Raw genomic sequence first — 23,772 nt, forward strand, 5'->3', positions numbered from 1 at the left:
GATAATTACCAATTACCAATTACCAATTACCAGCCACAACTAGAAGTTGCATGATTTTGGATTAATGTCCTAATTTTGAGTTTAAAAATCCCTCGCAAATTCTGTCAAGAACTTCAAGGCTTTCAAAATATAATTAGCGCAATCTCTGGGTGAAGTGTTGTAAAATTGAGGCCATGCTAAACCTTTATCTTCATCATAGCGATCGCCCCGTTCAGGATTTTTTTCTAACCACGCTAACCGCACTGCGTGACCAATTAACACATCTAATACTATATAATCTTGAATTTGTAAATTAGGGTTATTCGCAGCTATAGCTCCTAACTCCATCAACGCTTCCACATTTACTTGGCGATATTCTGGCGCTTCAATTTTATTGAGTAAATGTTCAATTCTCAAGGCAAAATTTCTTTCACCCGCAGTCATTTCCGAAATCATCACCTCACTTTCTAAACGATTCCGTCTTTCCAACTTATCGCCAATCACCAAACCTTTACAATGGTGCATTAACAACCAAACTTGTTTAAAAAAGTCCTTGGGAACTCGATTTATTGCCCCTTCCGCTTGACGAAATCTCCGCCAATTTTCTGGAGTCACGGCAATTTCATCTTCACTAATTACAGGTTGCACTACCCAAGCAATATCACTTTCTTTTTGCTTAATATGCAGTGATTCTTGTTGACGTAATAAACCACTCACCCCACTATAACTTGTTAAAACTTTTTCCAAACGCAGTTTCACTTCATAAGGTGAAAGCTGCATCAGGTGATCATAAGCTTCGTCTTGGGTCACACCTAATTCTTGAGCTAATTCGCTAGTAATTAACAGAATTAAATAACCAACCCTCAGTGTTAAAAGTCCTTTAAATAATTCTGGTTCTGTTTTGATTAACACACCTAAATAAATGAGAATTTCTTGAGTTAAAACCCTGTCTCTGATATCTTCCCGACAGAAATTATTAATTTTCTCGGCAATTTCATGATGTGATTTTGGTACAATTATTAACGAAGCTTCACTATAAGCCCTACCTACAGCAATTTGTTTACCTCTTACCAAAATACTTGTCACCGCATCCGATAAACCAATATCCACCATTTGCCGTAAACCAGCAGCACGACGCACCACCGCCCACAAACCTAAATAACCTGCTTTAGTGTAAACTTCATCCAATAAATCACCCACTGTCACACTATAACCATCTTCACCATAACCAGTATCAAAATCCAAACCCTTTAACCGATTTAAAGTTTGCAGTAATTCAATTTGTTCATAGATATTTTCTGAGGAACGTAAATAACTTAGTAACAAATCTAAGTTAGTTTCACATTCCATTTGAAATTCTTGAGTATGTCCCAACCGCCAATTTTTCTCAGGCTGAGAAACCAAGTAATAACAACGTAATCTCGCATTTTTAACTGGAGGACAGAATAATTCTATATCTGTAATAAAATCAATTCTTTGAATTGCCCCAGTCAACATTAATTGATTTAACTTGCCTAATTTTACCTGCACACCACCGCAAACACCATTTTTCAGTTCTTGCATTAATGCTAATAATGCATCTGAACCTGTTTCTAGCATCGTGCGAGTAATCATCAATGTCAAAATAGGACGACCTAAATCACTCCAATATTTTTGGATATAAGCCAATTCACCTCTAATTTGATCCAGCAGAAAATGATAATCTAGCGTTAAATAAAACTGCTGTGCATCTAAGAAAGCAGGTAAAAATACAACAGTTTGATTTTGAATTTTAAATATTCTGGAAGTTGTCAAACTCCGCAACCTTCGCACCGGACGACCTGTTAAACCTAATTGATCATTGCGTCCAATTTGCGTATAAATTTCTGATAATTCCCCAGCTTGTCTCACTTGAATGGGTTCTACTTGGTTGGGTGTTTGACTTTCAATGCCATATACTTCTAATTGTGCTTGCACTTCTTCATTTTCTGCCAATAAAGCAATTTGTATCATTGCTTCCCGTTTTTTACCCACGCACAAATGTCTACCCAAGGGATCAATATCACCTACTGCGATTAAACCTTCACTCAACATTTGCCCCAGAAAATACAAACTTTGCGCCCAAACTAAGGGGATATTTTCATTAGGTAATCTTGTTTGGGAATGGGGATTTAATTTCTCCGCTTCAATCTTTTCCTCTGGTACATAATACAATTCTGGTAATAACTGGAAACCATCTCTTTCTACCAGTAATGCTGCTAACAATTCTTGGTATTTTTGCACTTGTTCCTGGTCTTGACGAAAAATAGCATCAAGCACTAAATAAGTGAAAAATAGCGGCCATTCACATTCAATATCCTCAAATTGTTTCAGTTCCCAAGGTTCATAATGTAACCGATGAGTATCTTCTAAAATTGTTTGATGTCCATCTCTGAGGAAGCGTTTACAGCCATATTTACCAGCTAATTTATTAATAATTTCCTTATATGTGCGTTCCCTCAGTTGTGCATCTTCAACAGCAAAAGCAGGATAGCTAATAATACTCAATAATGCAGCATCAACTTCTTTAGATGCAGACTCTCTTGGTAATAAAGATTCTAAAGTAATTCTCGCTCTAGAAATTTCATCTGGTAAAACATGAATTACTGATGCTTGACTACCATGCACACCAAATAAATTCAGTCCATTGATAGCTTCTAGTGCAGCTTTTGCCATTCCCAGAGAACTAGCATTTAATTCTGCCTTACCATGATTAATTTTATTACCTCGCTCCCAAATTCCATAATCTGGTGTGCGGTAAGCTCTACCAATGTAATAAACTAAATTTTGGACAAAGTTAACTTCATCCAAGGTAAAAATAATTGATAAACCTGCTGCTGTCATTTCTGCCAACATCAGCAAATATATAGATGTGGCATCTAGTTGTAAATGTCCCCATTCATCATCACCAACAACAATATCACCAGTAGCTGTGTTGTATTTGGCATGCAGTCCATCTAACAAAGATTGGGTATGTTTAAATTTTTCAACTTTATGCGCCTGTCGCATCATAGCGAAGAGCAAACCACGCATTAATTTAACAACACTATATTCAAGTTCGTAAGTACGTCCTTGATCATTATCTATTTTTCGGTATGCCAGTGCTAAACCCCAAACTGCCAAAATGCTATAAACATTGTCTCGCACCCAAGCATCAGTATAATCACCATGAGCGGTAATTGCGGTACTCGCAGGTAACAAACCCGTGATAGGATTTTGACGAGCGAGAATAATGGTTTTGATTTGTTGGTAGTAGTAATCTAAGCGAGTTGGCAGTTCTGTGGGTGTTTTCATAAGTAGGTAGGCATTAAAAATTGTCGTTATGGCAAGGCAGGAGGCAGAAGGCAGGAGGCAGAAGGGAATAGGTTTTTAGCAATTTTACATTTTTGTACTTGCTTGTTTTTTTTGTACCGACTTACTTAGTTTGTCAGTAAAGTTATAAATCAATTATACTCTGTAACTGTGACGTAAATTTCTCTTCCCAAGCAATCAATTAACTGGCAAATCATGAGGGAATTACAGATCATAACCAGTTGTTATTTATATATGATTTTTTGGGTAACTAAATTGTGCTTTCAGTAAGTATATCTAATAATTTCCACTGACAACATTATTTGCTAACTTGTTCAAATCTTCATGATATTTACCGCTATTTTTCCCAAATTTAAGCTTTTCTTTGGTATTATAAAGTAAAGAGAAAAAAACACTCAATCAAGGCAATGCAAACTACAAACAACTTAAAAAACATCTTTATATTATAGAGATCAACTGCCTTGAAGACCAGAAAAATTTGTAACAGACAAGAGAGGATATGTTATGTGTTTACGTTACAATGAAAACCACTCTCCTTTGCTCAAAGTAGTTTACTCCCAAGTAAAAGCTAATGGCAAAACTGAATTAGTACCCCTAGAACTATATGCTGATGGTTCGCTTAAACGCGGTAAGTCTTAAATCAAAATCAAACAAGAGTATTCCAGTACCGATGATCATATATTGCCCCAAGGTTATTTTTCCCAAGTGAATAATTAATTTATGGATATAGAGCCTGTTTTTTTGCAATTGCTAACCCCCCTGACATTTTACGTTTGGGGGGTTTAAATTTGTTTGGGGGTGTAGGGGAGAATAATAACCCACCAATCACCAATTACCAATCACCAATTACCAATTACCAATGACAAATTTACAGTTCCTAATGGATGCCGAAAACGATATCATAAAAGGCATCACTTCAGACATCACAGACTGAACGCGCCATGAAAGTAGAAACTATTCGCACGACGTTAACGATCCCGAAAGAATTGTTAGAAGCGACTGATAAAGCTGTGTTAGAGGGGAAAGCCAAAAGTAGAAATGAGTTTGTGGTGCAAGCCTTGAAGCGAGAACTAGCAGCACAAAGGCGAGCCGAAATTGATGCCGCTTTAGCGGAAATGACCAGAGATCCAGATTATCAAGCAGAAGTTTTAAGAATGGAGGCGGAATTTGCTACGGCTCAATGGGAGGCGTTGCAGCTAGGGGAATCTCCACGATGAGAAGGGGTGAAGTGTACGATGCGCGTCTAGAAATGACTGAAGGTTCAGAACAAGGAGGAACTCGCCCCGTAATTATTGTCAGTCGTGACGTAATTAATTTATCTAGCCCAGTTGTTTTGGCAGTACCTTGCACGACTTATCAAACCGGCAAGCGGGTTTACCCCACTCAAGTTTTAATTTTAGCACCAGATGGCGGACTGAGAAAAGACTCGATCGCAATGGCAGATCAGGTGCGGGTATTATCTAAAACGCGCTTTTTGCGATTACGAGGTGTACTTTCTGACGCTGTGATGGCACATCTAGCACAGGCTTTATTAATCGCTTTGGATCTACCAGGGGAAGTAGATATAGCAGGTGACTGGTGACAGGTGACAGGTGACAGGTGACAGCAAGAAGGGAATAAATAGGGAGTGAAGAAGATTTTAGATTGGAGATAACAAAAACAATCCAAAATCCAAAATCCAAAATCCAAAATCCAAAATCCAAAATAAAAAAGTCCTGCCTCCTGTTGCCATAAAATATGTGGAGACACGAATTTAATCATGTCCCCACATAAAGCTTTGTATGTGTTTGTATGGGCTGTAAAATCAGCGACGTTTGGCAGTGCTGCGTTTAAGTTCACGGGTTTCGTCTTCTCGACGACGGCGATCGCGCCAATCTGCCAAGGTTAAATAGACTACACCACCTGTAACTCCTACCAGCAGCACTAGGGCAACTATAGCCAAAATACTCAGTAATGGACTTTCCACGATTCCTCTAGAGTCCGTTCCGTCCCCAGACTACCATAGAAATCGACCAAGTGAACACAACCAGAAGTGATACCCAACCTAGTGTCAAAATCATAGTTCTACTTTTCAAATAATTGCAAAAGGTTTCTAATGTTTATCATACCGGGAAAAGGCGGTAGATTGTTCATTGGTGTTTACAGAAGGCTGGCCAGGTTTATGGAACTCATGCAAGAAAGGTTAGAATCTGTCAAAGCAGGTGTTATTGGTAGTTTATCCGTTGGTTCTGCTTTCTTAGTTACGACTGTTGTTAATGGGTTGTTGCTAAAGCAGTATTTTCCTATACTGAATATTCATCAAGGTTCGTCAATTGATTTACAAATAATTAATTTACAAATTTCACAAATTTCACAAATTTCACAAATTTCACAAATAATTAATTCACCAATTAATTTACAATTTATACTTAGTGCTGTAATTGCAGGTTTTTCTGGTTTTCTATTTGGTGTCACCTATCGCTATATCATCAGAGTAGATAAAAATAGTCACCTTAAATCTGGTGCGGTATTTGCTTTTGGTTTAGTACGCGGATTAACTCAAATAGAATTTGGTTGGAGTTTCAATAATGCAATTTTACCTTTTTTAATCTTAGCCACAGAGAGTATTTTCTGGTTTGCCTTAGCAGTTACTCTTCTCGATCTTGCTATTTCTCTAACTTGGTTAAAACCATTTATAGGGAATAGGCAATAGTTAAGGAATTTCTCCCCAATCACCAATCACCAATCACCAATCACCAATCAAATTGATTATTTTACATCTGTCACCCGCCAGCTTAATTTGAGGTTAACCCAGAAATTCCAAATTGTTGCTACTGCGATCGCAATCAAGTTAGCAATATACTGATTAGGAATCAAGAAATTATAAACAACATTCAAAACCAAAACATTAATTACCAATCCTGCTAAACAAACCACATTAAATTTTAAAAACCTCTTAATGCGTTGTTTCCATCCTTTTTGCTGCATGGACACATCTGCAAATGTCCAAGCATCATTCCACAGGAAATTATTAAAAATGGCAATTTCACCAGCAATTATTTTACTGCGAGTTAAAGGTAAAGCCAAAGTAGAAGCATCACTGAGTAAATAAAGCACTGCCATATCTACAAACACCCCACTCAAACCCACTAAACCAAAGCGGATAAATTTGCCAATGGGGAAATCTATTCTGCGACTTATTTTACCTAAATTGCCAGTAGATACCCGTAAACGAATTAAATGTTGAATATACTCAACATATTGCTTCCACGTTACTTTACTTTCTCCTTCTGTTCTTTCGCGGAAGACATAACCCGCTTCAGCAATTTCTCTAACGTTACCTCTACCGATCACCTCCAAAAGAATTTTATACCCCACAGGATTCATCGTAGCACCAGCGATCGCACTTCGACGCACCATAAAATAACCACTCATCGGGTCAGTAACTCTACCCAATACCCCTGGTAAAATAATCAACCCTAAAACCTGCGCCCCACGGGATAAAAACCGCCTCACCACACTCCAACTACTGACACCACCACCCTCAACGTGACGACTAGCTAAAGCCAAATCCGCCCCTTGTTCTATTTTTTGTAATAGTTGTAATAATACTTCTGGTGGATGCTGCAAATCTCCATCAATCACACCCAAAACACGACCTTTAGCGGCTTGCCAACCTCTAACTACCGCTGAAGAAAGCCCCCTTTCGTCTTGACGACGCATTACCCGCAACTGCGGATAATCAAGTATCAAAGATTGTGCTACCTGCCAAGTAAAATCCGGGCTGTCATCATCAACTACAATTAATTCATAATTATTAGGTATCGCTGCATCTAGTAAACCAGTGAGGATATTGATGATATTCTCGATATTATCACGCTCTTTGTAAGTAGGAATTACCAGAGATAGGAGAAGATCATTGTTTCTAGCTACAACATCACTAGGTGGATGTTCCGCAATCTTTAATAAACCAGTAGGAACGTTTAATAGGGAATGAGAGGCATCGAAGTCCATAAATTAAAATTTAAAATATTTTAGTCTAAAAAATTAATTATTTTATTTATTTTATTTTATTTGCAAAAACTATAGGCATCCGGTTTGATATCTGAAATTATTTATTTAGGTAGATAAAAGGTACTCATGCACAATAAAACAGACGTTTGGAGGATGTTTAAAAAGTCTCACTTGGGTGATGAGAAATTACATCTACACAGCCAAAGCTACCTATACAGGTTTGAAACCCCTAATTTTTCCTTAGTTCACTGGTGAATTTTGTTTGTGTGGTAGCGATTTATATTCGCCTATAGCGTTAGCCCTCAACTTTTTAGAAAACCTCTTAAAAACCAATTTAACATATAGCCAAAGCATTAAAATAGTAAGTTAGCTTTTAATTCATTCCATTCATACATTAATAAAATTTTAAATAGCTGTGACTAATATAACCTTGGATTCTATTCTTGAGTGTTCCTTGCTAGGGTTTAATATATCACCATCTGAGGCAGTAGTTTTATTAAACCAAACTGACCAGGAATCTGTAAATACTATTCGGGAAACTGCTGACAAACTGCGACAAAAACAAGCTGGTGAGACTGTTACTTACGTAATCAACCGTAACATTAATTTTACTAACATTTGTGAACAGCACTGTAGTTTTTGTGCATTCAGAAGGGATGATGGTGATACGGATGCTTACTGGTTAGATTGGGCGCAGATTTTAGAAAAATCTACAGATGCAGTGCGTCGAGGGGCTAAAGAAATCTGTATGCAAGGGGGATTAAACCCACAAGCGCAAATTAACGGTAAATCCTTACCTTATTACATTAAATTGGTAGAAACCATTAAACAAGAGTTTCCCCAGCTACATTTACACGCCTTTTCGCCCCAGGAAATCCAGTTTATTGCTAGAGTTGACGGAATTTCCTATACTCATGTCATAGAAGCTTTACGTGATGCGGGTGTGGGTTCAATGCCAGGAACAGCAGCCGAGGTGTTAGATGATCAAGTGAGAAAAGTATTATGTCCTGAAAAAATAGATACTGCAACTTGGTTAGAAATTGTCAGTACAGCGCACAAATTAGGTGTACCAACTACGAGTACCATGTTATCGGGGCATATTGAAACACCGGAACAGCAAATAGGACATTTAGAAAAATTGCGATCGCTGCAACAAACAGCCTTAGAAAAAGGATACCCAGCCAAAATTACAGAATTTATTTTATTACCCTTTGTGGGTCAAGAAGCACCTAAATCCTTACGTCGTCGAGTAGGAAGAGATCAACCAGTATTAGCAGATGCACTTTTACTCACTGCGGTAGCAAGGATATTCTTAGGAAACTGCATACCTAACCATCAACCAAGTTGGGTAAAATTAGGGTTAGCTGGGGCGACAGAAGCCTTAACTTGGGGTTGTAACGATATTGGTGGCACATTAATGGAAGAACACATTACCACAATGGCCGGGGCTATCGGTGGTACGTGCATGGAAGTAGAAACCCTGCAAAGTGCGATCGCCTCCCTCAACAGACCTTATCAACAACGGAATACTTTATATGAGGTGATTGGTGATTAGGGATTGGTGATTGGGAAAAATAAAAAATATAAGTAATTACCCATTACCCAGTCACCAGTCACCAGTCCCCTATTCCCTGATACGATGGACTGTGATTTACGTATTTAATTAATGGATATGAAGCATTATTGGTCGCGTCTGCTGGCACTACTTTTAGTAGTCACCATCGGTTTAATGGGTTGTTCTGGCAGTCCAGACGGCTTAACCGGAGATTATCGTCAAGACACCTTGGCCGTAGTCAAAGTCTTAAAACAAGCCGTAGAATTATCACCAGATGATCCTAATAAAGCAGCAATACAAGCAGAAGCACGTCAAAAAATCAATGACTTTTCTGCACGTTATCAAAGATCCAATGCCGTTTCTGGCTTGAGTTCCTTTACAACCATGAGAACTGCCCTGAACGCTTTAGCTGGACATTACAGTTCCTACCCTAACCGTCCCATACCTGAAAAGCTGAAAAATCGCCTAGAAAAAGAATTTGCTCGTGTTGAAGCAGTCGTTAACCGTGGTGGTTAATTATTAGGCAAAAGTTGATAATTTGCAAATATTCTTAATAGCAGGCTTGGCCTGCTTTTTATGCAAAAATTTCTCTAGATTCATGAATATTTCTCCTATACGGGCGAAGCATTCGGCCGATAAATTATCAATTTTGATCACAGGTTATTGTCCGAATGCTTCGCCCCTACGACTCCTTAAATAAATTTTTCCTGTTGTCATATATTAATTAAGTAAGAAATTTAGCAAAAGATAGATCAATTAAGGTTAATTAAGCAATATGTACAAAACTCTTTTCAACTTTCCCACACCAAGATTATTGCGTCGCAGTCTATTTGCTGTTTTCTTTAGCAGTAATATGTTAATTCCTAACTTTAGCACTCAACCAGCAGCAGCACAAGTAATGGAGTTATGTCAATTATCACCAAAAGCAGTTAAACAAAAAGAAGAACTACGTTTATCAGCCATTAAAGGCAATAGAAATGCTCAAAGTCGTTATCACAGAATCCTCAAAGAACACGCAGAAGAATTACAAAATTGTCGCCGTCAAAATTGGCCACAAACTCAAGCTATCTGGTTACGTTTGTATCCCTGTGACTCTCAGCCCGGAGCAGTTGATCAGATAATGGATCATATAGTCAATAGTGGCTATAACCAAGTTTATTTAGAAGCATTTTATGATGGACAGGTATTGTTACCAGTAGCAAATAATCCCACAGTTTGGCCATCTGTTGTTCGTACTCCAGGAAAAGAAAAAGTTGATTTATTAGCTGAAGGAATTAAAAAAGGACAAGCAAGAGGATTAAAAGTTTATGCTTGGATGTTTACAATAAATTTTGGCTACACTTATGGTCAAATTGAGAGTAGAAAAGATGCGATCACTCGTAATGGAAAAGGTCAAACTAGCATAGAAGTTGTAGATAACCGTTCCCAAGTATTTGTAGACCCCTATAACACCCAAGCAAAAACCGATTTTTACCGCATGGTACAAGAAATAATGCGTCGTCGTCCTGATGGCTTATTATTAGACTATGTACGCTATCCCCGACAAGCTGGAACTGATTCCATAGCTACAAAAGTTGGCGATTTATGGTTATTTACTCCGGCAATTCAAGAAGCTTTATTGCGTCGTGCCAAAAATAATAAAGGACTAGAATTAATTCGCCGGTTTTTAAGTAAAGGATACATCACAGCAGGAGATGTAGGAGAAGTTGATCAACTTTATCCCCAAGAAGATGAACCAATGTGGGAAGGTCGTATTCCTCCAGTTGCAGAAAAATCATTACTCACAGCAAACGATAAACAACCAATTTTACAAACAGATTTATGGCTTTTGGCAGTTGCTCACGCCATGCAAGGTATATTAGATTTTGTTGCCCTAGCTAGTTATCCAGCCACACAAAATAATATTCCAGCGGGAGTAGTATTTTTCCCAGAAGGTAATCAAACAATAGGAAAAGGTTATGATTCCCGTTTACAACCTTGGGATAGATTTCCTAATACTTTAGAATGGCATCCTATGTCCTATGCGACTTGTGGAAATGCTAATTGTATTATGGACCAAGTGCAACGAGTTTTAAGTATGGCGCAACCAGGTACAAAAGTTATTCCTGCTTTAGCTGGTAAATGGGGAGAACCAATAACAGGCCGTCCACCCTTAGAACAACAAATGGCAGCTTTAAGGAGATTTGCACCTCAAATTAATGCAGTTAGTCATTTTGCCTATTCTTGGCAACATCCAGAACTTGATGGCCAGCGTAAATTTTGTAAATCTCAGTGATATTACGTCTATTTGAATAGGAATTAATCATATAGCCCAAATAGTAATTTTTGTGTAACAAACTAGTACCGCTTCGCAAAAGTAAAAAGTAATAGGTCATAAGCTTTTTGGCTGTGATTGATAATAATTAGTTTATTTACGCCCTGCTGTACTAGTTTTTTCTGTAAGAAAATTTTGGTGATTACATAGGTATGAAACGAAAAATCAAGGGTTTGAGGCATGGAAATGGTTAAATTTTATTATTTCTCTGCAATTTCCTATATCTAGGGTGATAAAAAACCTACTTAGCGTGATAATATCTATTTGTAATAATGCTATGTACATTTGTAGTTATGGATGAAATTTCTTCTAAGCTCATAGCAATTTTCCAGAATGTAAATGAGTGGCTGAAGTTCGCAGAAGCCAAGAATGGTATTCTTTTGGCTTTTTCTGGTGCTGCTATTACTGCTACTATAACCATTTTGTCCACAGCCCAAAATCTGCCTAATTCATTAAAAATTGGATTATTGTTAACAACAATTATTCTTTGTATTTGTGCTTTAGTTTGTTCTTTGTCTTTTTTACCTAAAACAAATTTAGAGCGTGTTTTAGGGTTGCGACTTAACTTAAATAATACTAATCCAGATAAGGATAATTTCTGGTTTTTTGGACATTTAAGAAAATATGATCCAACTGACTTATTAGAAGCACTAAATCAGCATTATTTTGACATTAAATTAAATAAACCTTACAAAAAAGAATATAAAGATATTGCTGCACAAATTACTATTAATAGTGAAATTACTTTTCTGAAATTTCGGGTATTTACCTATGCAGTATATGTTTTTATTGCTTCTATTGTGGTAATTCCTTGTTCTGTTTTGATTAGTTTGGTTATTTATCGTCATTTGTAATTAGTGTAATTATTTTATGTCATCTTCATCTATGAATATTAAATTAACTGTAGTTTATCTTGATTTAGTTACATCTTCGACTTTTACTAATGAAATTCAAAAACAAGGGGGAGCCGAGTTAACAAGAACGTTCATAAATCAGATTCACAACTTAGTTGAAACAGCTTTTAATACAGTTGCTAATCGTTCTGAATATGACGAATTTCATTCTTTAGGTGGAGATGGTTATCGTATCTCATTTAAAAATGTTAATGATGCTTATCAATTTGTTGAATATTTTTGCAAATCTGTTGAAGAAATAGATAACAACGAACCTAATAGAAGAAAAAGAATATTTCGCGTTGGTGCAGCAACAGGTACTGTTCATTTTGATTCATCTCAATCAGGTCTTCGTAGAATAGAAGGCAGTAATGTTTTAGTTCCAGTTTCCCGACTTGTTCAAGCAAATCCTCCTGGTTATTTTTATGTTGATCAAGAAACTTTTAATAATTTTAATGAAGATATAAAAAATAAGTTTGAGAATGAATCAGTTTCAGTTCCAGGTAAAAACCATGAAGGTACAATTACCGCTTATCGTTGTCAGATGTTTTCTAATCTGGACAGTTCACAAAAAACACAACCTACCAAACCTTTAATTGCTAATTATCTTTTTTTTATTATAGAACCCAAACCTAATACTAATAAACCCGAATTTCTCATAAAATCTGAATTTGTACAATTTGAAAATAATGAGTGTGAGAAAGAACTAAAAAGATTTCCTATTCAATTAAGTGAGGAAGAAGAATTTAGAAGTTATTTAGAAAAGGAAATCATTGATTATGTATATAAAAGCATTCAAGAAATGAAAAAAGAGCTTAAAAAGCAAAATATTATATTATGTAGCTCGCTAATTATAGAATTGTTTGTACCTATTAGTCTTTTAGGCGCAGATTTTGATATTAAACAAATTCCTGATGAATCTGGTAGTCAAAGAATACCAATTTGTAATTTATATCCATTAATTGTACGTTCCTATGAGAGATTCTTTAAGCATGATATCAATGATCAATCAATTATTTTATATCGAGAAAAATTCCGCTTGTTACAAGAGTTTATTAATACTAATAATACTCAAAAATTTATTCAAAACACTGATGTTTATCATCTAATTAATGACCATTTTCCAGCTTCAAAAGCAAGGTATAAAATCTTTTCAAAGATTTTGAGAGAAGGTTTTCCTTTGTGTTTATGGACTAGATACAAAACCATTGATGATACTACTGTATCTGAAAATTTTAGACGTATTCTAGACATAGATTCTGGTTCTCACCATAATTTTTGTAAATTTTACAGAATCCATAGAAATATTCATGATATTAGAAAAAACAATATGGAGAGAAGAACTGACTTTGGTTACAATTTAGGAGTATTATTTGATCATGATAAAATACCAACAGGAGCAAATCAACTAATATCTCCTAATATGGCTAGAAACGTTTAGAAATGAAAATTTTATTAATTAATTAAATCAATCTATTCACAAGAACAAAAACAATGACTGAACATCAAACAGAAAACAACAAAGATTGGTATTTATTCTATGGTGATGGACAAGATCATAAGATAAATATGCAGGAAAAAATGAAATCTCCACCACCTTGGCGGAAATTTTTAGAAATTCAAGAAGAGGACTTACCAGAAATTGAAAACCGATGGGAAAAAATTCAAACATTAGCTAACTCTCCTGAAAATAGAAGATGTCAAGAAAAGGGTAAAAGATTTCGCGTTTCTAGTCAACTAACAGCAGCAAAAGATGATGATAGCAATGAAGACGAACCTAATATTAATAAAATCACAGTATTAGATGCTGTAAATGCTGCTATCTTGTTAAGAAGACCGCTTTTAGTAACAGGAAATCCCGGATCTGGTAAAACTTCCTTAGCTTATGCGATCGCTTATGAATTAAAATTAGGAACTGTACTCAGTTGGCCAATTACCTCCCGTACTACTCTCGCAGATGGATTATATGCTTATGATGCGATCGCCCGACTTCAAGATTATCAACTATTTAAAGATAACCTTAAAGATAATCCTAAAGATAATCAAACCCAAAATAAATCATTTGACATTGGAAATTATATCACATTAGGACCATTGGGTACAGCGATTTCTGAATATATTGCCAAAAAACTCGGAAAAAATCTCAAAGAATTTTATGCTTTACTTAAAAATCCACAGGAATTAGAACAACTCAAAGAAGAAAAAAATCTTCAAAACTTAAATTTTCAATATTTTGCAACTATTACTACCAAGGTTTTAAAGAAATTAGGAGGAGATTATGCTAAGTTGGCTCAAGAAATTGAACAAGCTCAATATTCACAAACTATTGTATTCCCTCCATTACAAGAATGTAAATTTAAAGTTAAAACTATCATTCTGATAGATGATTCCATCACAGATAATTCCATCAAAATACAACCATTTGATTTTGAAGTAGTTACCATTACCACTAACCTAAAAAAATACGTATTTGACCCTATCATACAAACAGAAATACAACAGCACCGTAGTCGTAAACAAGCTCAACACTTTATTGAAAATTTAGAGAATCGCCTTCAGTTAGAAATGGTATCTATTCCTAAAGGTACTTTTATGATGGGCGTTCCACGAATAGAGGGATACAGCACTACTTATGAACGTCCCCGACACCCAGTAACAGTGCAGCCATTTTTTATGGGTAAATATCCAGTCACTCAGGCACAATGGAAATTTGTAGCTCAGTTACCCGAGATTAACCGAGAACTTGACCCAGATCCATCTGGGTTTAAAGGTGCAAATCGTCCTGTAGAACAAGTTTCTTGGTATGATGCAGTTGAGTTTTGCTCACGCCTTTCCCGACACACAGGTAGAGATTATCGCCTACCCAGTGAAGCAGAATGGGAATATGCCTGTCGTGCGGGAACAACCACACCGTTTCACTTTGGTGAGACAATTACAACAAATTTGGTTAACTATAATGGCAATTATGCTTATGAATCATCACTCAAGGGAATTTACAGACAAAAAACCACAGAAGTAGGTAGGTTTGGAGTAGCCAATAATTTTGGCTTATACGATATGCACGGCAACGTATGGGAATGGTGTCTTGATGATTGGCATGATAACTATAAAAAAGCGCCTACAAACGGCATTGCTTGGTTTAATAGTAATAAATCTTTATTTGACAAGAGAGGATGCGCTACATTGCGAGGCGGTTCTTGGTTCAACGATCCTAAAGTCTGCCGTTCTGCGTCTCGCAACTCCTACTCCCGCGACGACCGTGGCAACCTTATTGGTTTTCGTGTAGTCTGTGGGTTTGGGATGATTCTTCAGTAGCCCTTTATACTTTTCTGCTTTTTCCCTTGGCACTTTTTCTTTTTTATTTTTTTTAGCGTAGCGAAGCGGATCGTTAAAAATTTTTTTTGGAAGAAATGGTCTATGAGAGTTTAAATATTTAAAGTTAAAATTTAAAGTTTTTGTACTTGTTTGTGTCACACCAAATCCGATGGTTCATCAAAAAATATATAAAGGTCATAAAAAATGTCAAAAATTGTAATTCAAGAATATGAACGAACAGCACAGTATTTTATAGAAAATTTGGATGATGATATGCAACTAGAAATGATACTGATTCCAGATGGTAATTTTATCATGGGTTCATCGGCAAAAGAGGAAGGTAGCAGCAGTGATGAACGTCCTCAACATCAAGTGACAATTCAAGCCTTTTGTCTGGGTAAATATCCAGTCACTCAAGCACAATGGCAAGCAGTGGCCGCCATGCCACAAGTCAACCGAGAACTTGACCCAGACCCATCTAACTTTAAAAGTGCAAATCGTCCTGTAGAGCAGGTTTCTTGGTATGATGCAGTTGAGTTTTGCTCACGCCTTTCCCGACACACAGGTAGAGATTATCGCCTCCCCAGTGAAGCAGAATGGGAATATGCTTGTCGTGCGGAAACAACTACGCCATTTCACTTTGGTGAGACAATTACAACAGATTTGGTTAACTATCATGGTAACTACACCTATGGACAAGGACAGAAAGGAATTTACAGACAACAAACCACAGAAGTAGGTAGTTTTGGAGTAGCCAATAATTTTGGCTTATACGATATGCACGGCAACGTATGGGAATGGTGTCTCGATGATTGGCACAATAACTATGAAAGATCGCCTACAAACGGTGCTGCTTGGTTTAATAGCAACAAATTTTTATTTAACAGGACAGGACGCGCTACACTGCGGGGCGGTTCTTGGATATACGGTTCTAAAGTCTGCCGTTCTGCGTCTCGCTTTAACGTCAACCGTTTCAACCGTTACAGCTATGTTGGTTTTCGTGTAGTCTGTGAGGTTGGGAGGATTCTTCAGTAGCCTTTTATACTTTTCTTCTTTTTCCCTTTGCACTTTTTCTTTTTTATTTTTTTCAGCGTAGCGAAGCGGATCGTTAAAAATTTTTTTGGAAAATAGAGTCTGTATAATTAACGAAATGCTTTCTTTGTCCTTAGAGAATGTTTTAAGATTGGTATACCGTCATTTTTATCACATTGCTACCCCTTCACCTTTTGTAAAATAGGAGTAAAGATATTTGATACACTATGAGGCACTTTTCAAACAAACTATTATAATTAAGTTAATTAAATTAAACAGATAAATAAATGCGTAAACAAGTTATCGAATATACATCTCCACTAGATGCGTTGATTGCCCTGACCAAACAGTTAAATGTTTATGAAATCAAGTACCAAATGAGTTCAGAAGATTTTTTTGCCAAATATAGCCAGGGAGAAACTTCTGATGATGAAGTGTTTGTCGAATGGGCAGGAAATTATCAGCATTATCTAGCTTTACACCAAGAAATAACCAGCAAACTCCAAGGTGTCGCGTAAAATTATCCAAGGGTATTTAGATGAAGTTGAGCAACTTTTAATTAATTGCTCTAACGTATATATTGAGGAGTATAGTGCGGTAATTTTAACGCCAGAGCGTGCTAATTTCCGTATTAGAATACGTTTTGCAATTAAATATTTACTAGCAGTTAGTGAAGCATTTGTTGTTGTAAATAATCAGATTGAATATGTTGATTACCGCTATCACTTTCAAGATGAGCAAAATAGTCTAATTTTTCGTTATGACAGTACACCACACTTTCCCAACTTGCCTAGTTTCCCCCACCATAAACATCTTTTTGGCAATGTAATTGCTTGCGAAAAGCCACATATAGCTGATGTTCTACAAGAAGTGATGGAGTTTTTAAAGTAGGAATACTATATAGCAATAATGTTCAGATATTTGTTTTACGGCTGCAACACTACTTCGTCTCCATCCAATTATCACCCGCACGCACATCAACAACCAAAGGAACACTTAAACTCACCGCATTTTCCATCACCGACTTAATTTGTAATTGCAATTCTTCCCATTCTTGGGGAGGAACTTCAAACACTAATTCATCATGTACCTGTAACAACAACCGCCCTTGATAATTATTTTGATAACTCTTCAAAACTTCATGTATTCTAACCATTGCAATTTTAATAATATCCGCACTCGAACCTTGAATTGGTGCATTTGCAGCAGAACGCAATAACCCCGCATCATAAGCACCCAAATTTTTCAACTTACTCAAATCAATATCTTCTAAATTTCTACCTCTTAACTCTTTCAAGGTTTTAGTAGTAAAATCAAAATAACGTCTTCTTCCCAAAATTGTTTCTACATAACCTTGAGAAATAGCTTGTTTTTTCACACCCTCCAAATATTTAAATACTTGGGGATATCGTTCATTAAATCTCTTAATAAATTCATTTGCAGTATTCTTATCCACACCTGTAGAACGGGAAAATTTTAAAGAACCCATTCCGTAAATTACACCAAAATTAATTGTTTTCGCAAAACGTCTTTCTTCTGATGTCACCTCATCTTTTTCAAAGACTAATTTTGCTGTTACTGTATGAATATCCTCGTTATTTTGATAAGCTTGAATTAATACAGGTTCTTGACTCAAATGTGCTAAAATTCTTAACTCAATTTGTGAATAGTCAGCAGCAACCATTAACCAACCAGATTGGGGTAAAAACGCTTTTCTAATTTGTCTACTAAAAGCGGTACGAATGGGAATATTTTGTAAATTAGGATTAGAAGAAGATAACCTACCTGTTGCAGTTACAGTTTGATTAAAATCAGTATGTAACCGTTGACTTTTGGGATGTACTAATGCTGGTAAAGCATCTACATAGGTAGATTTTAATTTTGATAAAGTTCGATATTCAATAATCGCATCAACCAAACCTGTGGTATCAACTTCTTGGAGTTTTTCTAAAGTTGCAGCATCGGTAGAATAACCAGTTTGAATTTTGCGGGAATATTTGGTACTTAAAGCAAGTTTATCAAACAAAATATAACTCAATTGTTTAGGAGAACCTAAATTAAATGTTTCTCCCGCAATTTCTATTGCTTTTGTTTCTAAAACTGCTAAATCTGATTCTAACAACTGAGACAATTCTTGTAAATAACCGGAATTAATTCTCACCCCTGTATATTCCATTTCTGCTAAAACTGTTTCTAGGGGTTGTTCTACCTCTAGCAATAATTTCTCTAATGCTGGTATTTGATTTAATTCATTTCGCAATTTATCAACTAATTGAAATGTGGCATAAACTTGAGTTCCACAATAATATGCTACTGTATTTATGCCAATATCAGCAATAGTTTTTTGTATTTCTTTTTTCCCTGCTTTGGGTACAATATCATTATATTCTGTGAGTTGTAATCCCAAATATCTTAAAGATAAATCACTTAAATTATGGGTATTATCGGGATTTAGCAAATAACTTGCTAACATAGTATCAAATACCACCCCTGTTAAATTAATTCCCTGACATTTGAAAATTAATCTATCAAATTTGGCATTTTGAAATGTTTTCGGATAATCTGCATTTTCTAAAATTGGACGTAGTTTTGATAATACTACATCTAACTGTAAATTATTGCCACTATTGCCTATTTCATGACCAACGGGAATATAAGCAACTTCATTTTCTCCTGTTCCCCAACAACAACCAATTCCTACTAAAGCTGCATCTCTTGGTTCTAAATCTGTAGTTTCTGTATCCCACGCAACGGGTTTTTCTGGGTTAGTACATTTTTCTAAAATGCTCACTAATTCTTCTAATTTTTCTGTTGTATCAATAATCCGAATTGGCATTTTTTCATGATGATATTTTTCAGCATTCGCTGTATCTTCCGCACTAAAAAACCATACTTCATTATCTTCTTCAGATGCAATATTAATCTGGTTATTTTTGATAGTTTCGGTTTTGGTTTCTGTAACTTCTCCCCCGAATTTTGCTTGGAGTTCGTTGATTTGTTCTAAGAATTTCTTAAATTCTAATTTCTCTAAAATGGGAATTAAATTAGCAGTATCAAAACCCTTTAAATGACAATCTTCTAAATTAACTTCTAAAGGTACATCTACAACTATTTTGGCTAAATATTGAGAATGCAGTGCATCTTCTTTACCTGCAATTAATTTTTGATGATTTGCACCTGTTATTTCATCTATTTTAGCGTAAATTTCATCTAAAGAATGATAAGTATTTAATAATTTTACTGCTGTTTTTTCCCCAATTCCTTTAACTCCAGGAATATTATCAGATTTATCCCCGCAAAGGGCTTTAAAATCTACAATTTGTGTAGGGAAAACACCTAACTTTTCTTGAACTTGTGCTGCTTGAAATTCCGTGATACTATTGGTAGAACGTTTTAAAGCTTCAGGACTAAAATTTAAAACTGTAATCCCTTTTTTTTCATCAATTAGTTGAAATAAATCCCTATCTCCTGATAAAATCTTCACTCGATAACCAGCAGCAGCAGCTTTTTCGGCTAAAGTTCCTAATACGTCATCTGCTTCATAACCTGGTTGTGTAATAATCGGTATATTTAAAGCTGTTAATAAATCATTCAGGTTTTTTACATCGGGAATAAAATCTTCCGGTGTTTCTGCTCTTCCCGCTTTATAATTATCATCTGCTTCATGGCGAAATGTAGGCGCTGCTAAATCAAACGCTACTGCTATTGCTTGTGGATTTTCGCTTTTTAATACTTCTAATAAACATTTAATAAAACCAAAACATACGCTGGTAGGAATACCTGTTTTTGTACGCAGCCCGCCATCTCTACCTTTAGCAAAAGCGAAGTAGGAACGAAAAGCTAAAGAATGTCCATCTACAAGGATAATAGTAGGATTGGTTGTAGTTGCAGAATCTGAAATCACTGAATTAGTCGAGTTTGGGAACATAGCCTATTTTAACTATTGCTGATCGCCTGTTACTCTCTTACTGGGACGATTATTAAATAATGTATCTGCTCATCTTATGACATCTATCAACAATCAGGCTGAAAATAAAAAAGATATTAAGCTACTGGTACTAGATATAGATGGTACGATCGCTGGCCATGACAACCAAGTCAGTGACACTGTACAGCAAGCTATTAAAGCAGTCCAAGCTAAAGGTATTCAAGTAGCTATAGCTACGGGTAGAATGTATTGTTCAGCTTTGCGCTTTCATCAAGATATTCAGTCTAATTTACCATTGGTAGCTTATCAGGGTGCTTGGATTCAAGATCCCAATAGTGGTAAACTGCACCGTCATTTAACTGTAACCAAGGAAATTGCTTATCAATTATTAGATTACTTTGAACAACCACAATGGCGATCGCTTCTTTCAGTCCATTTCTATATTAATGATCAACTCTACGTGCGAGAAATAACTACAGATACAGCAGACTATTCTCAACGCTGTGGTGTTATTCCTCTTCCTGTGGGTGATTTGCGGCAAGTATTAACTGATAACATCCCGACTAAGGTTTTAGCCTTATGTAATAAAGTAGATTTGATTAGAAAAATGATGGGTGATTTACGTTTACAATACACACCCGCAGAATTATACATGACAACTTCTGTCGCAACTTTCCTAGAAGTAGCAAATCCTTTTGTTAACAAAGGTACTGCTGTCCGTTACCTTGCAGAAGAAATGTTAGGAATAGAAAGCAGTCAAGTAATGACTATTGGGGATAACTTTAATGATGTAGAAATGTTGGAATATGCGGGAATAGGTGTCGCAATGGGAAGCGCACCAGAACCAGTAAAAGCGATAGCAACGTGGGTGACAGCCAGTGTAGAACATGATGGAGTAGCGATCGCCATAGAAAAATTCTTACTTTAACAGGTAACTGGGGACTGGTGACTGGTGACTAGGAAAAATCTTTCCTCCCCTACTTTCTGACTCCTGACTCCTGACTCCTGAATCCTGAATCCTACCCAAACATCAGAAAGGACACCGACGACTGGCCGTGTTTCGTCTCGGTGTCCTTGCTGGTTCGCTCCTCACACACTAGCTAATATATCCCAGGAGACAGATCGCGTCAATACCTATAGTCAAATTTTTTCAATTGCAGTCACAGGAGTTCAGGAGTCGTAGGGGCGAAGCATTCGGAAAATAACCTGTGATCAAAATTAATAATTTTTCGCTCGAATGCTTCGCCCTTACAGGAAAATAACCTGTGATCAAAATTAATAATTCTTTGCTCGAATGCTTCGCCCTTACAGGAAAATAACCTGTGATCAAAATTAATAATTCTTCGCTCGAATGCTTCGCCCTTACAGGAAAATAACCTGTGATCAAAATTAATAATTCTTCGCTCGAATGCTTCGCCCAGACCGGAGTTAGGAGTCATGAGGCAAGAAGTAATATCTTATTCTCCCCAGTCAACGCTCCCCAGTCAACAGTCCCCAATCACAACTCCACAGGCGCAAAAACTCCCAATTTACTTTCTAATACAGACCTTAAAACCAACTGGGTAACAATCAGCAATCCTAACCTAGCCTGAGCTAACTCCAATGAATTAATTTTCACTTCCCCCCAGATGCGACAATTACACCAGAAACTTTCAAAAGCTTCGCTCAATTTCAGTGCAGTTGTCATCCAATTAACTGAAGTGTTAGAATCAGGGAATACCAAATCATCTACCATTTTTACCAACAGGTGCATCAGACGCACCTCATCCCCTTGATAAAGACGCAATTTTTGATCACAGTCTAGCCAGGGTATCGGTTGGGTAGACAGCAAACCTAGCACTTCTGTACTATTATCTATCAGTTGAATCAATCCCTCTCGATCAGCTAATCTCAATAATGAACAGCAGCGTGCATGGGCATATTGAATTTTAAACAATTTATTGTTGTAATTCTCACCATCTGGCCATCTTCCCGTCTCCCCATCTCCCCCACCTCCAATTCCTTCTAAGCTAGTTTCACCGACTGTTAGATTATGTAACCAAACTGCCAAAGTAGAATCAATCAGTTCTATATGAATCAAAGCAGGAGGAACAACTTTAACGTGAAAAAGCTCACCATAAGCTACCAAATGAGCAGCAATCGCCCTGATAATACCTGTTACTTTTGAATTATCAGATGAGGCAAGTTGCAAAGCTACACTAGAAATATATAAAATTTTTTTACCATCTGTGCCTTGATATAGAGGCAGTTTTCCCTTTTTTATCCATAGAATTTTCTCATCCTTGGTATAAACACTGAGGAAATTTATTAAATGGATATAGACTATTTGTTTAATTGAGGTATACTTCTTAAATAGTAGCCAATGTTGCACGTAGTTATTTAGCAAACTTTTGCGGTTATCACGATTTTATCCTGTTCCATCCACCTTTAGATAGAAGTTTAGTCTAAGTAAAGAAAAATGAGAGTAGGATAAAATTTCGTGAATAATCAATGAATGATTAGTAAACTTTACTACCCTCATTGTACAGTAAGAAGTATAACAAAAGAGTAGAGGGCAAAATTCGCTTTCTACACTTTGGATGGCTGACACTGTTGGGTGTTCAGCCTACCCTGTTAACACAAAGACACTCCTTGCACCTTTTTATTTAGTCTTTGTTTTTAGCCGAACGCTCTTTGTTAACTATGCAATCTCAATCCTCTTTTTCCGAGGCATCACGGCCTTTCTTAACTTGGCAACGAATTCTTGACTGGGCGCAAGAACACTACCGCTGCCGCACCTTCAGCAAAGATGAGCGCATTCCCGCCAGACCCGGATTGCTGTATTTAGTGCAGAGAGGTGCAATCCGCATGGTAGGAACAGCCCAAGTAAGTGCTACTGCCAGCCAGCTAACATCTCGACGCATTAACAGAACCCCTGAAGAAGCCTTTTTGGGTTTTGTGGGCGCAGGACAACCATTTGAAATCGTCGCTCAGTCCCCCTTTACACTCCAAGCTTACGCCCACGTTGACCAAACTGCGGTGCTGTGGATGTACTGGCATGATTTGGATAACTGGCCTCACTTCCGTCGTGAAGTCATGGATGCCTTTAGATATCAACATCAGCGCAAGCTATTGTGGCTAAGTGCTTTAGGACAACGACGTACAATTGACCGACTGCTAGGTTTCCTCACCTTGTTAATTGAGGAATATGGAGAACCAGCAATGAGCGAAACCGATCCCGATGTTATTCGCGGCTATTGCCTACCTTTCCCTCTCACCCATGCCCAAATTGGTAGCGCCATTGGTTCTACCCGCGTCACCGTTACTCGCTTGATGGGTAAATTGCGTCAACGTGGACTCATCCTCACCCAAGGGGATAATCTGATTTGCTTGCCAGCAGAGTCAATTAACAGAGCGAGCTAAAACACTTTCACCAAGCCAAGTGAAGTGTTTA

The 23,772-nt window shown here is 36.8% G+C and carries 21 protein-coding genes; 15 read left to right on the top strand and 6 right to left on the bottom strand.

Annotation, left to right across the window (positions count from 1 at the left end):
- Positions 1 to 81 precede the first annotated feature (81 nt).
- Positions 82 to 3,291: a glycoside hydrolase family 15 protein gene (locus tag FFR48_RS08720; RefSeq protein WP_137667091.1), complete on the bottom strand. Its 3,210-nt coding sequence runs from the start codon at positions 3,289 to 3,291 to the stop codon at positions 82 to 84.
- 522 nt (positions 3,292 to 3,813) lie between these two features.
- On the opposite strand from FFR48_RS08720, the gene FFR48_RS30040 reads away from it, so the two are divergent.
- From FFR48_RS30040 to FFR48_RS08730, 3 genes are all read left to right on the top strand, one after another.
- Positions 3,814 to 3,948, top strand: a complete 135-nt coding sequence (locus FFR48_RS30040) for a hypothetical protein (RefSeq protein ID WP_268932421.1) — start codon at positions 3,814 to 3,816, stop codon at positions 3,946 to 3,948.
- A gap of 302 nt (positions 3,949 to 4,250) precedes the next feature.
- On the top strand, positions 4,251 to 4,526 hold the full coding sequence (locus FFR48_RS08725; RefSeq protein WP_096570629.1) for a ribbon-helix-helix domain-containing protein: 276 nt from the start codon (positions 4,251 to 4,253) through the stop codon (positions 4,524 to 4,526).
- The gene (locus FFR48_RS08730) at positions 4,523 to 4,891 is read left to right on the top strand and encodes a type II toxin-antitoxin system PemK/MazF family toxin (protein ID WP_096570627.1); all 369 of its coding nucleotides are present in this window, start codon (positions 4,523 to 4,525) and stop codon (positions 4,889 to 4,891) included. Before FFR48_RS08725 ends, FFR48_RS08730 begins: the two co-directional genes overlap by 4 nt.
- A gap of 222 nt (positions 4,892 to 5,113) precedes the next feature.
- Here FFR48_RS08730 and FFR48_RS28930 read toward each other — a convergent pair whose 3' ends face one another.
- Together FFR48_RS28930 and petN are read right to left on the bottom strand one after the other, a co-directional pair.
- Positions 5,114 to 5,275, bottom strand: coding sequence for a hypothetical protein (locus FFR48_RS28930; RefSeq protein ID WP_096570625.1), 162 nt, complete (start codon positions 5,273 to 5,275; stop codon positions 5,114 to 5,116).
- A gap of 7 nt (positions 5,276 to 5,282) precedes the next feature.
- The gene (gene petN, locus FFR48_RS08735) at positions 5,283 to 5,369 is read right to left on the bottom strand and encodes a cytochrome b6-f complex subunit PetN (protein ID WP_013189847.1); all 87 of its coding nucleotides are present in this window, start codon (positions 5,367 to 5,369) and stop codon (positions 5,283 to 5,285) included.
- Between the two features lie 101 nt (positions 5,370 to 5,470).
- On the opposite strand from petN, the gene FFR48_RS08740 reads away from it, so the two are divergent.
- Entirely contained in the window at positions 5,471 to 6,001 is a 531-nt protein-coding gene (locus FFR48_RS08740) for a hypothetical protein (RefSeq protein WP_137667104.1), read from the top strand.
- A 56-nt stretch (positions 6,002 to 6,057) separates the two neighbouring features.
- On the opposite strand, the gene FFR48_RS08745 is transcribed toward FFR48_RS08740, so the two are convergent.
- Positions 6,058 to 7,302 (bottom strand): glycosyltransferase, encoded by a 1,245-nt coding sequence (locus FFR48_RS08745; protein ID WP_137667092.1) that lies wholly within the window; start codon positions 7,300 to 7,302, stop codon positions 6,058 to 6,060.
- A gap of 415 nt (positions 7,303 to 7,717) precedes the next feature.
- Between FFR48_RS08745 and cofH the strand changes: the two genes are divergently transcribed.
- From cofH to tumE, 9 genes are all read left to right on the top strand, one after another.
- Positions 7,718 to 8,857, top strand: coding sequence for a 7,8-didemethyl-8-hydroxy-5-deazariboflavin synthase subunit CofH (cofH, locus tag FFR48_RS08750; RefSeq protein ID WP_137667093.1), 1,140 nt, complete (start codon positions 7,718 to 7,720; stop codon positions 8,855 to 8,857).
- Positions 8,858 to 8,974: 117 nt separating this feature from the next.
- The gene (psb27, locus tag FFR48_RS08755; RefSeq protein WP_096572777.1) at positions 8,975 to 9,373 is read left to right on the top strand and encodes a photosystem II protein Psb27; all 399 of its coding nucleotides are present in this window, start codon (positions 8,975 to 8,977) and stop codon (positions 9,371 to 9,373) included.
- A gap of 259 nt (positions 9,374 to 9,632) precedes the next feature.
- Positions 9,633 to 11,132 carry a family 10 glycosylhydrolase gene (locus FFR48_RS08760; RefSeq protein WP_137667094.1) on the top strand — a complete coding sequence of 500 codons (1,500 nt, stop codon included), beginning with the start codon at positions 9,633 to 9,635 and terminating at the stop codon, positions 11,130 to 11,132.
- A gap of 311 nt (positions 11,133 to 11,443) precedes the next feature.
- Positions 11,444 to 12,025, top strand: a complete 582-nt coding sequence (locus FFR48_RS08765) for a Pycsar system effector family protein (protein ID WP_236104033.1) — start codon at positions 11,444 to 11,446, stop codon at positions 12,023 to 12,025.
- A 16-nt stretch (positions 12,026 to 12,041) separates the two neighbouring features.
- Positions 12,042 to 13,505, top strand: a complete 1,464-nt coding sequence (locus tag FFR48_RS08770; RefSeq protein WP_137667095.1) for a VMAP-C domain-containing protein — start codon at positions 12,042 to 12,044, stop codon at positions 13,503 to 13,505.
- 53 nt (positions 13,506 to 13,558) lie between these two features.
- Positions 13,559 to 15,379, top strand: a complete 1,821-nt coding sequence (locus FFR48_RS29355; RefSeq protein WP_236104034.1) for a formylglycine-generating enzyme family protein — start codon at positions 13,559 to 13,561, stop codon at positions 15,377 to 15,379.
- Positions 15,380 to 15,583: 204 nt separating this feature from the next.
- Entirely contained in the window at positions 15,584 to 16,414 is an 831-nt protein-coding gene (locus tag FFR48_RS08785; protein WP_137667096.1) for a formylglycine-generating enzyme family protein, read from the top strand.
- Positions 16,415 to 16,698: 284 nt separating this feature from the next.
- On the top strand, positions 16,699 to 16,929 hold the full coding sequence (gene tumA, locus FFR48_RS08790; RefSeq protein WP_096570615.1) for an antitoxin TumA: 231 nt from the start codon (positions 16,699 to 16,701) through the stop codon (positions 16,927 to 16,929).
- The gene (gene tumE / locus FFR48_RS08795; protein ID WP_137667097.1) at positions 16,919 to 17,302 is read left to right on the top strand and encodes a toxin TumE; all 384 of its coding nucleotides are present in this window, start codon (positions 16,919 to 16,921) and stop codon (positions 17,300 to 17,302) included. The genes tumA and tumE overlap by 11 nt, the downstream gene beginning before the upstream one ends.
- Before the next feature lie 49 nt (positions 17,303 to 17,351).
- On the opposite strand, the gene polA is transcribed toward tumE, so the two are convergent.
- Positions 17,352 to 20,339: a DNA polymerase I gene (gene polA, locus FFR48_RS08800; protein ID WP_137667098.1), complete on the bottom strand. Its 2,988-nt coding sequence runs from the start codon at positions 20,337 to 20,339 to the stop codon at positions 17,352 to 17,354.
- Between the two features lie 76 nt (positions 20,340 to 20,415).
- On the opposite strand from polA, the gene FFR48_RS08805 reads away from it, so the two are divergent.
- Positions 20,416 to 21,267, top strand: a complete 852-nt coding sequence (locus FFR48_RS08805; protein WP_137667099.1) for a Cof-type HAD-IIB family hydrolase — start codon at positions 20,416 to 20,418, stop codon at positions 21,265 to 21,267.
- Between the two features lie 570 nt (positions 21,268 to 21,837).
- On the opposite strand, the gene FFR48_RS08810 is transcribed toward FFR48_RS08805, so the two are convergent.
- Positions 21,838 to 22,725, bottom strand: coding sequence for a DALR anticodon-binding domain-containing protein (locus FFR48_RS08810; RefSeq protein ID WP_199291090.1), 888 nt, complete (start codon positions 22,723 to 22,725; stop codon positions 21,838 to 21,840).
- Positions 22,726 to 23,021: 296 nt separating this feature from the next.
- Between FFR48_RS08810 and FFR48_RS08815 the strand changes: the two genes are divergently transcribed.
- On the top strand, positions 23,022 to 23,741 hold the full coding sequence (locus FFR48_RS08815; protein WP_096572776.1) for a Crp/Fnr family transcriptional regulator: 720 nt from the start codon (positions 23,022 to 23,024) through the stop codon (positions 23,739 to 23,741).
- The last annotated feature ends 31 nt before the right edge of the window (positions 23,742 to 23,772 follow it).

It is taken from the genome of Sphaerospermopsis reniformis (assembly GCF_005402885.1).
Classification (GTDB): Bacteria; Cyanobacteriota; Cyanobacteriia; order Cyanobacteriales; family Nostocaceae; genus Sphaerospermopsis; species Sphaerospermopsis kisseleviana.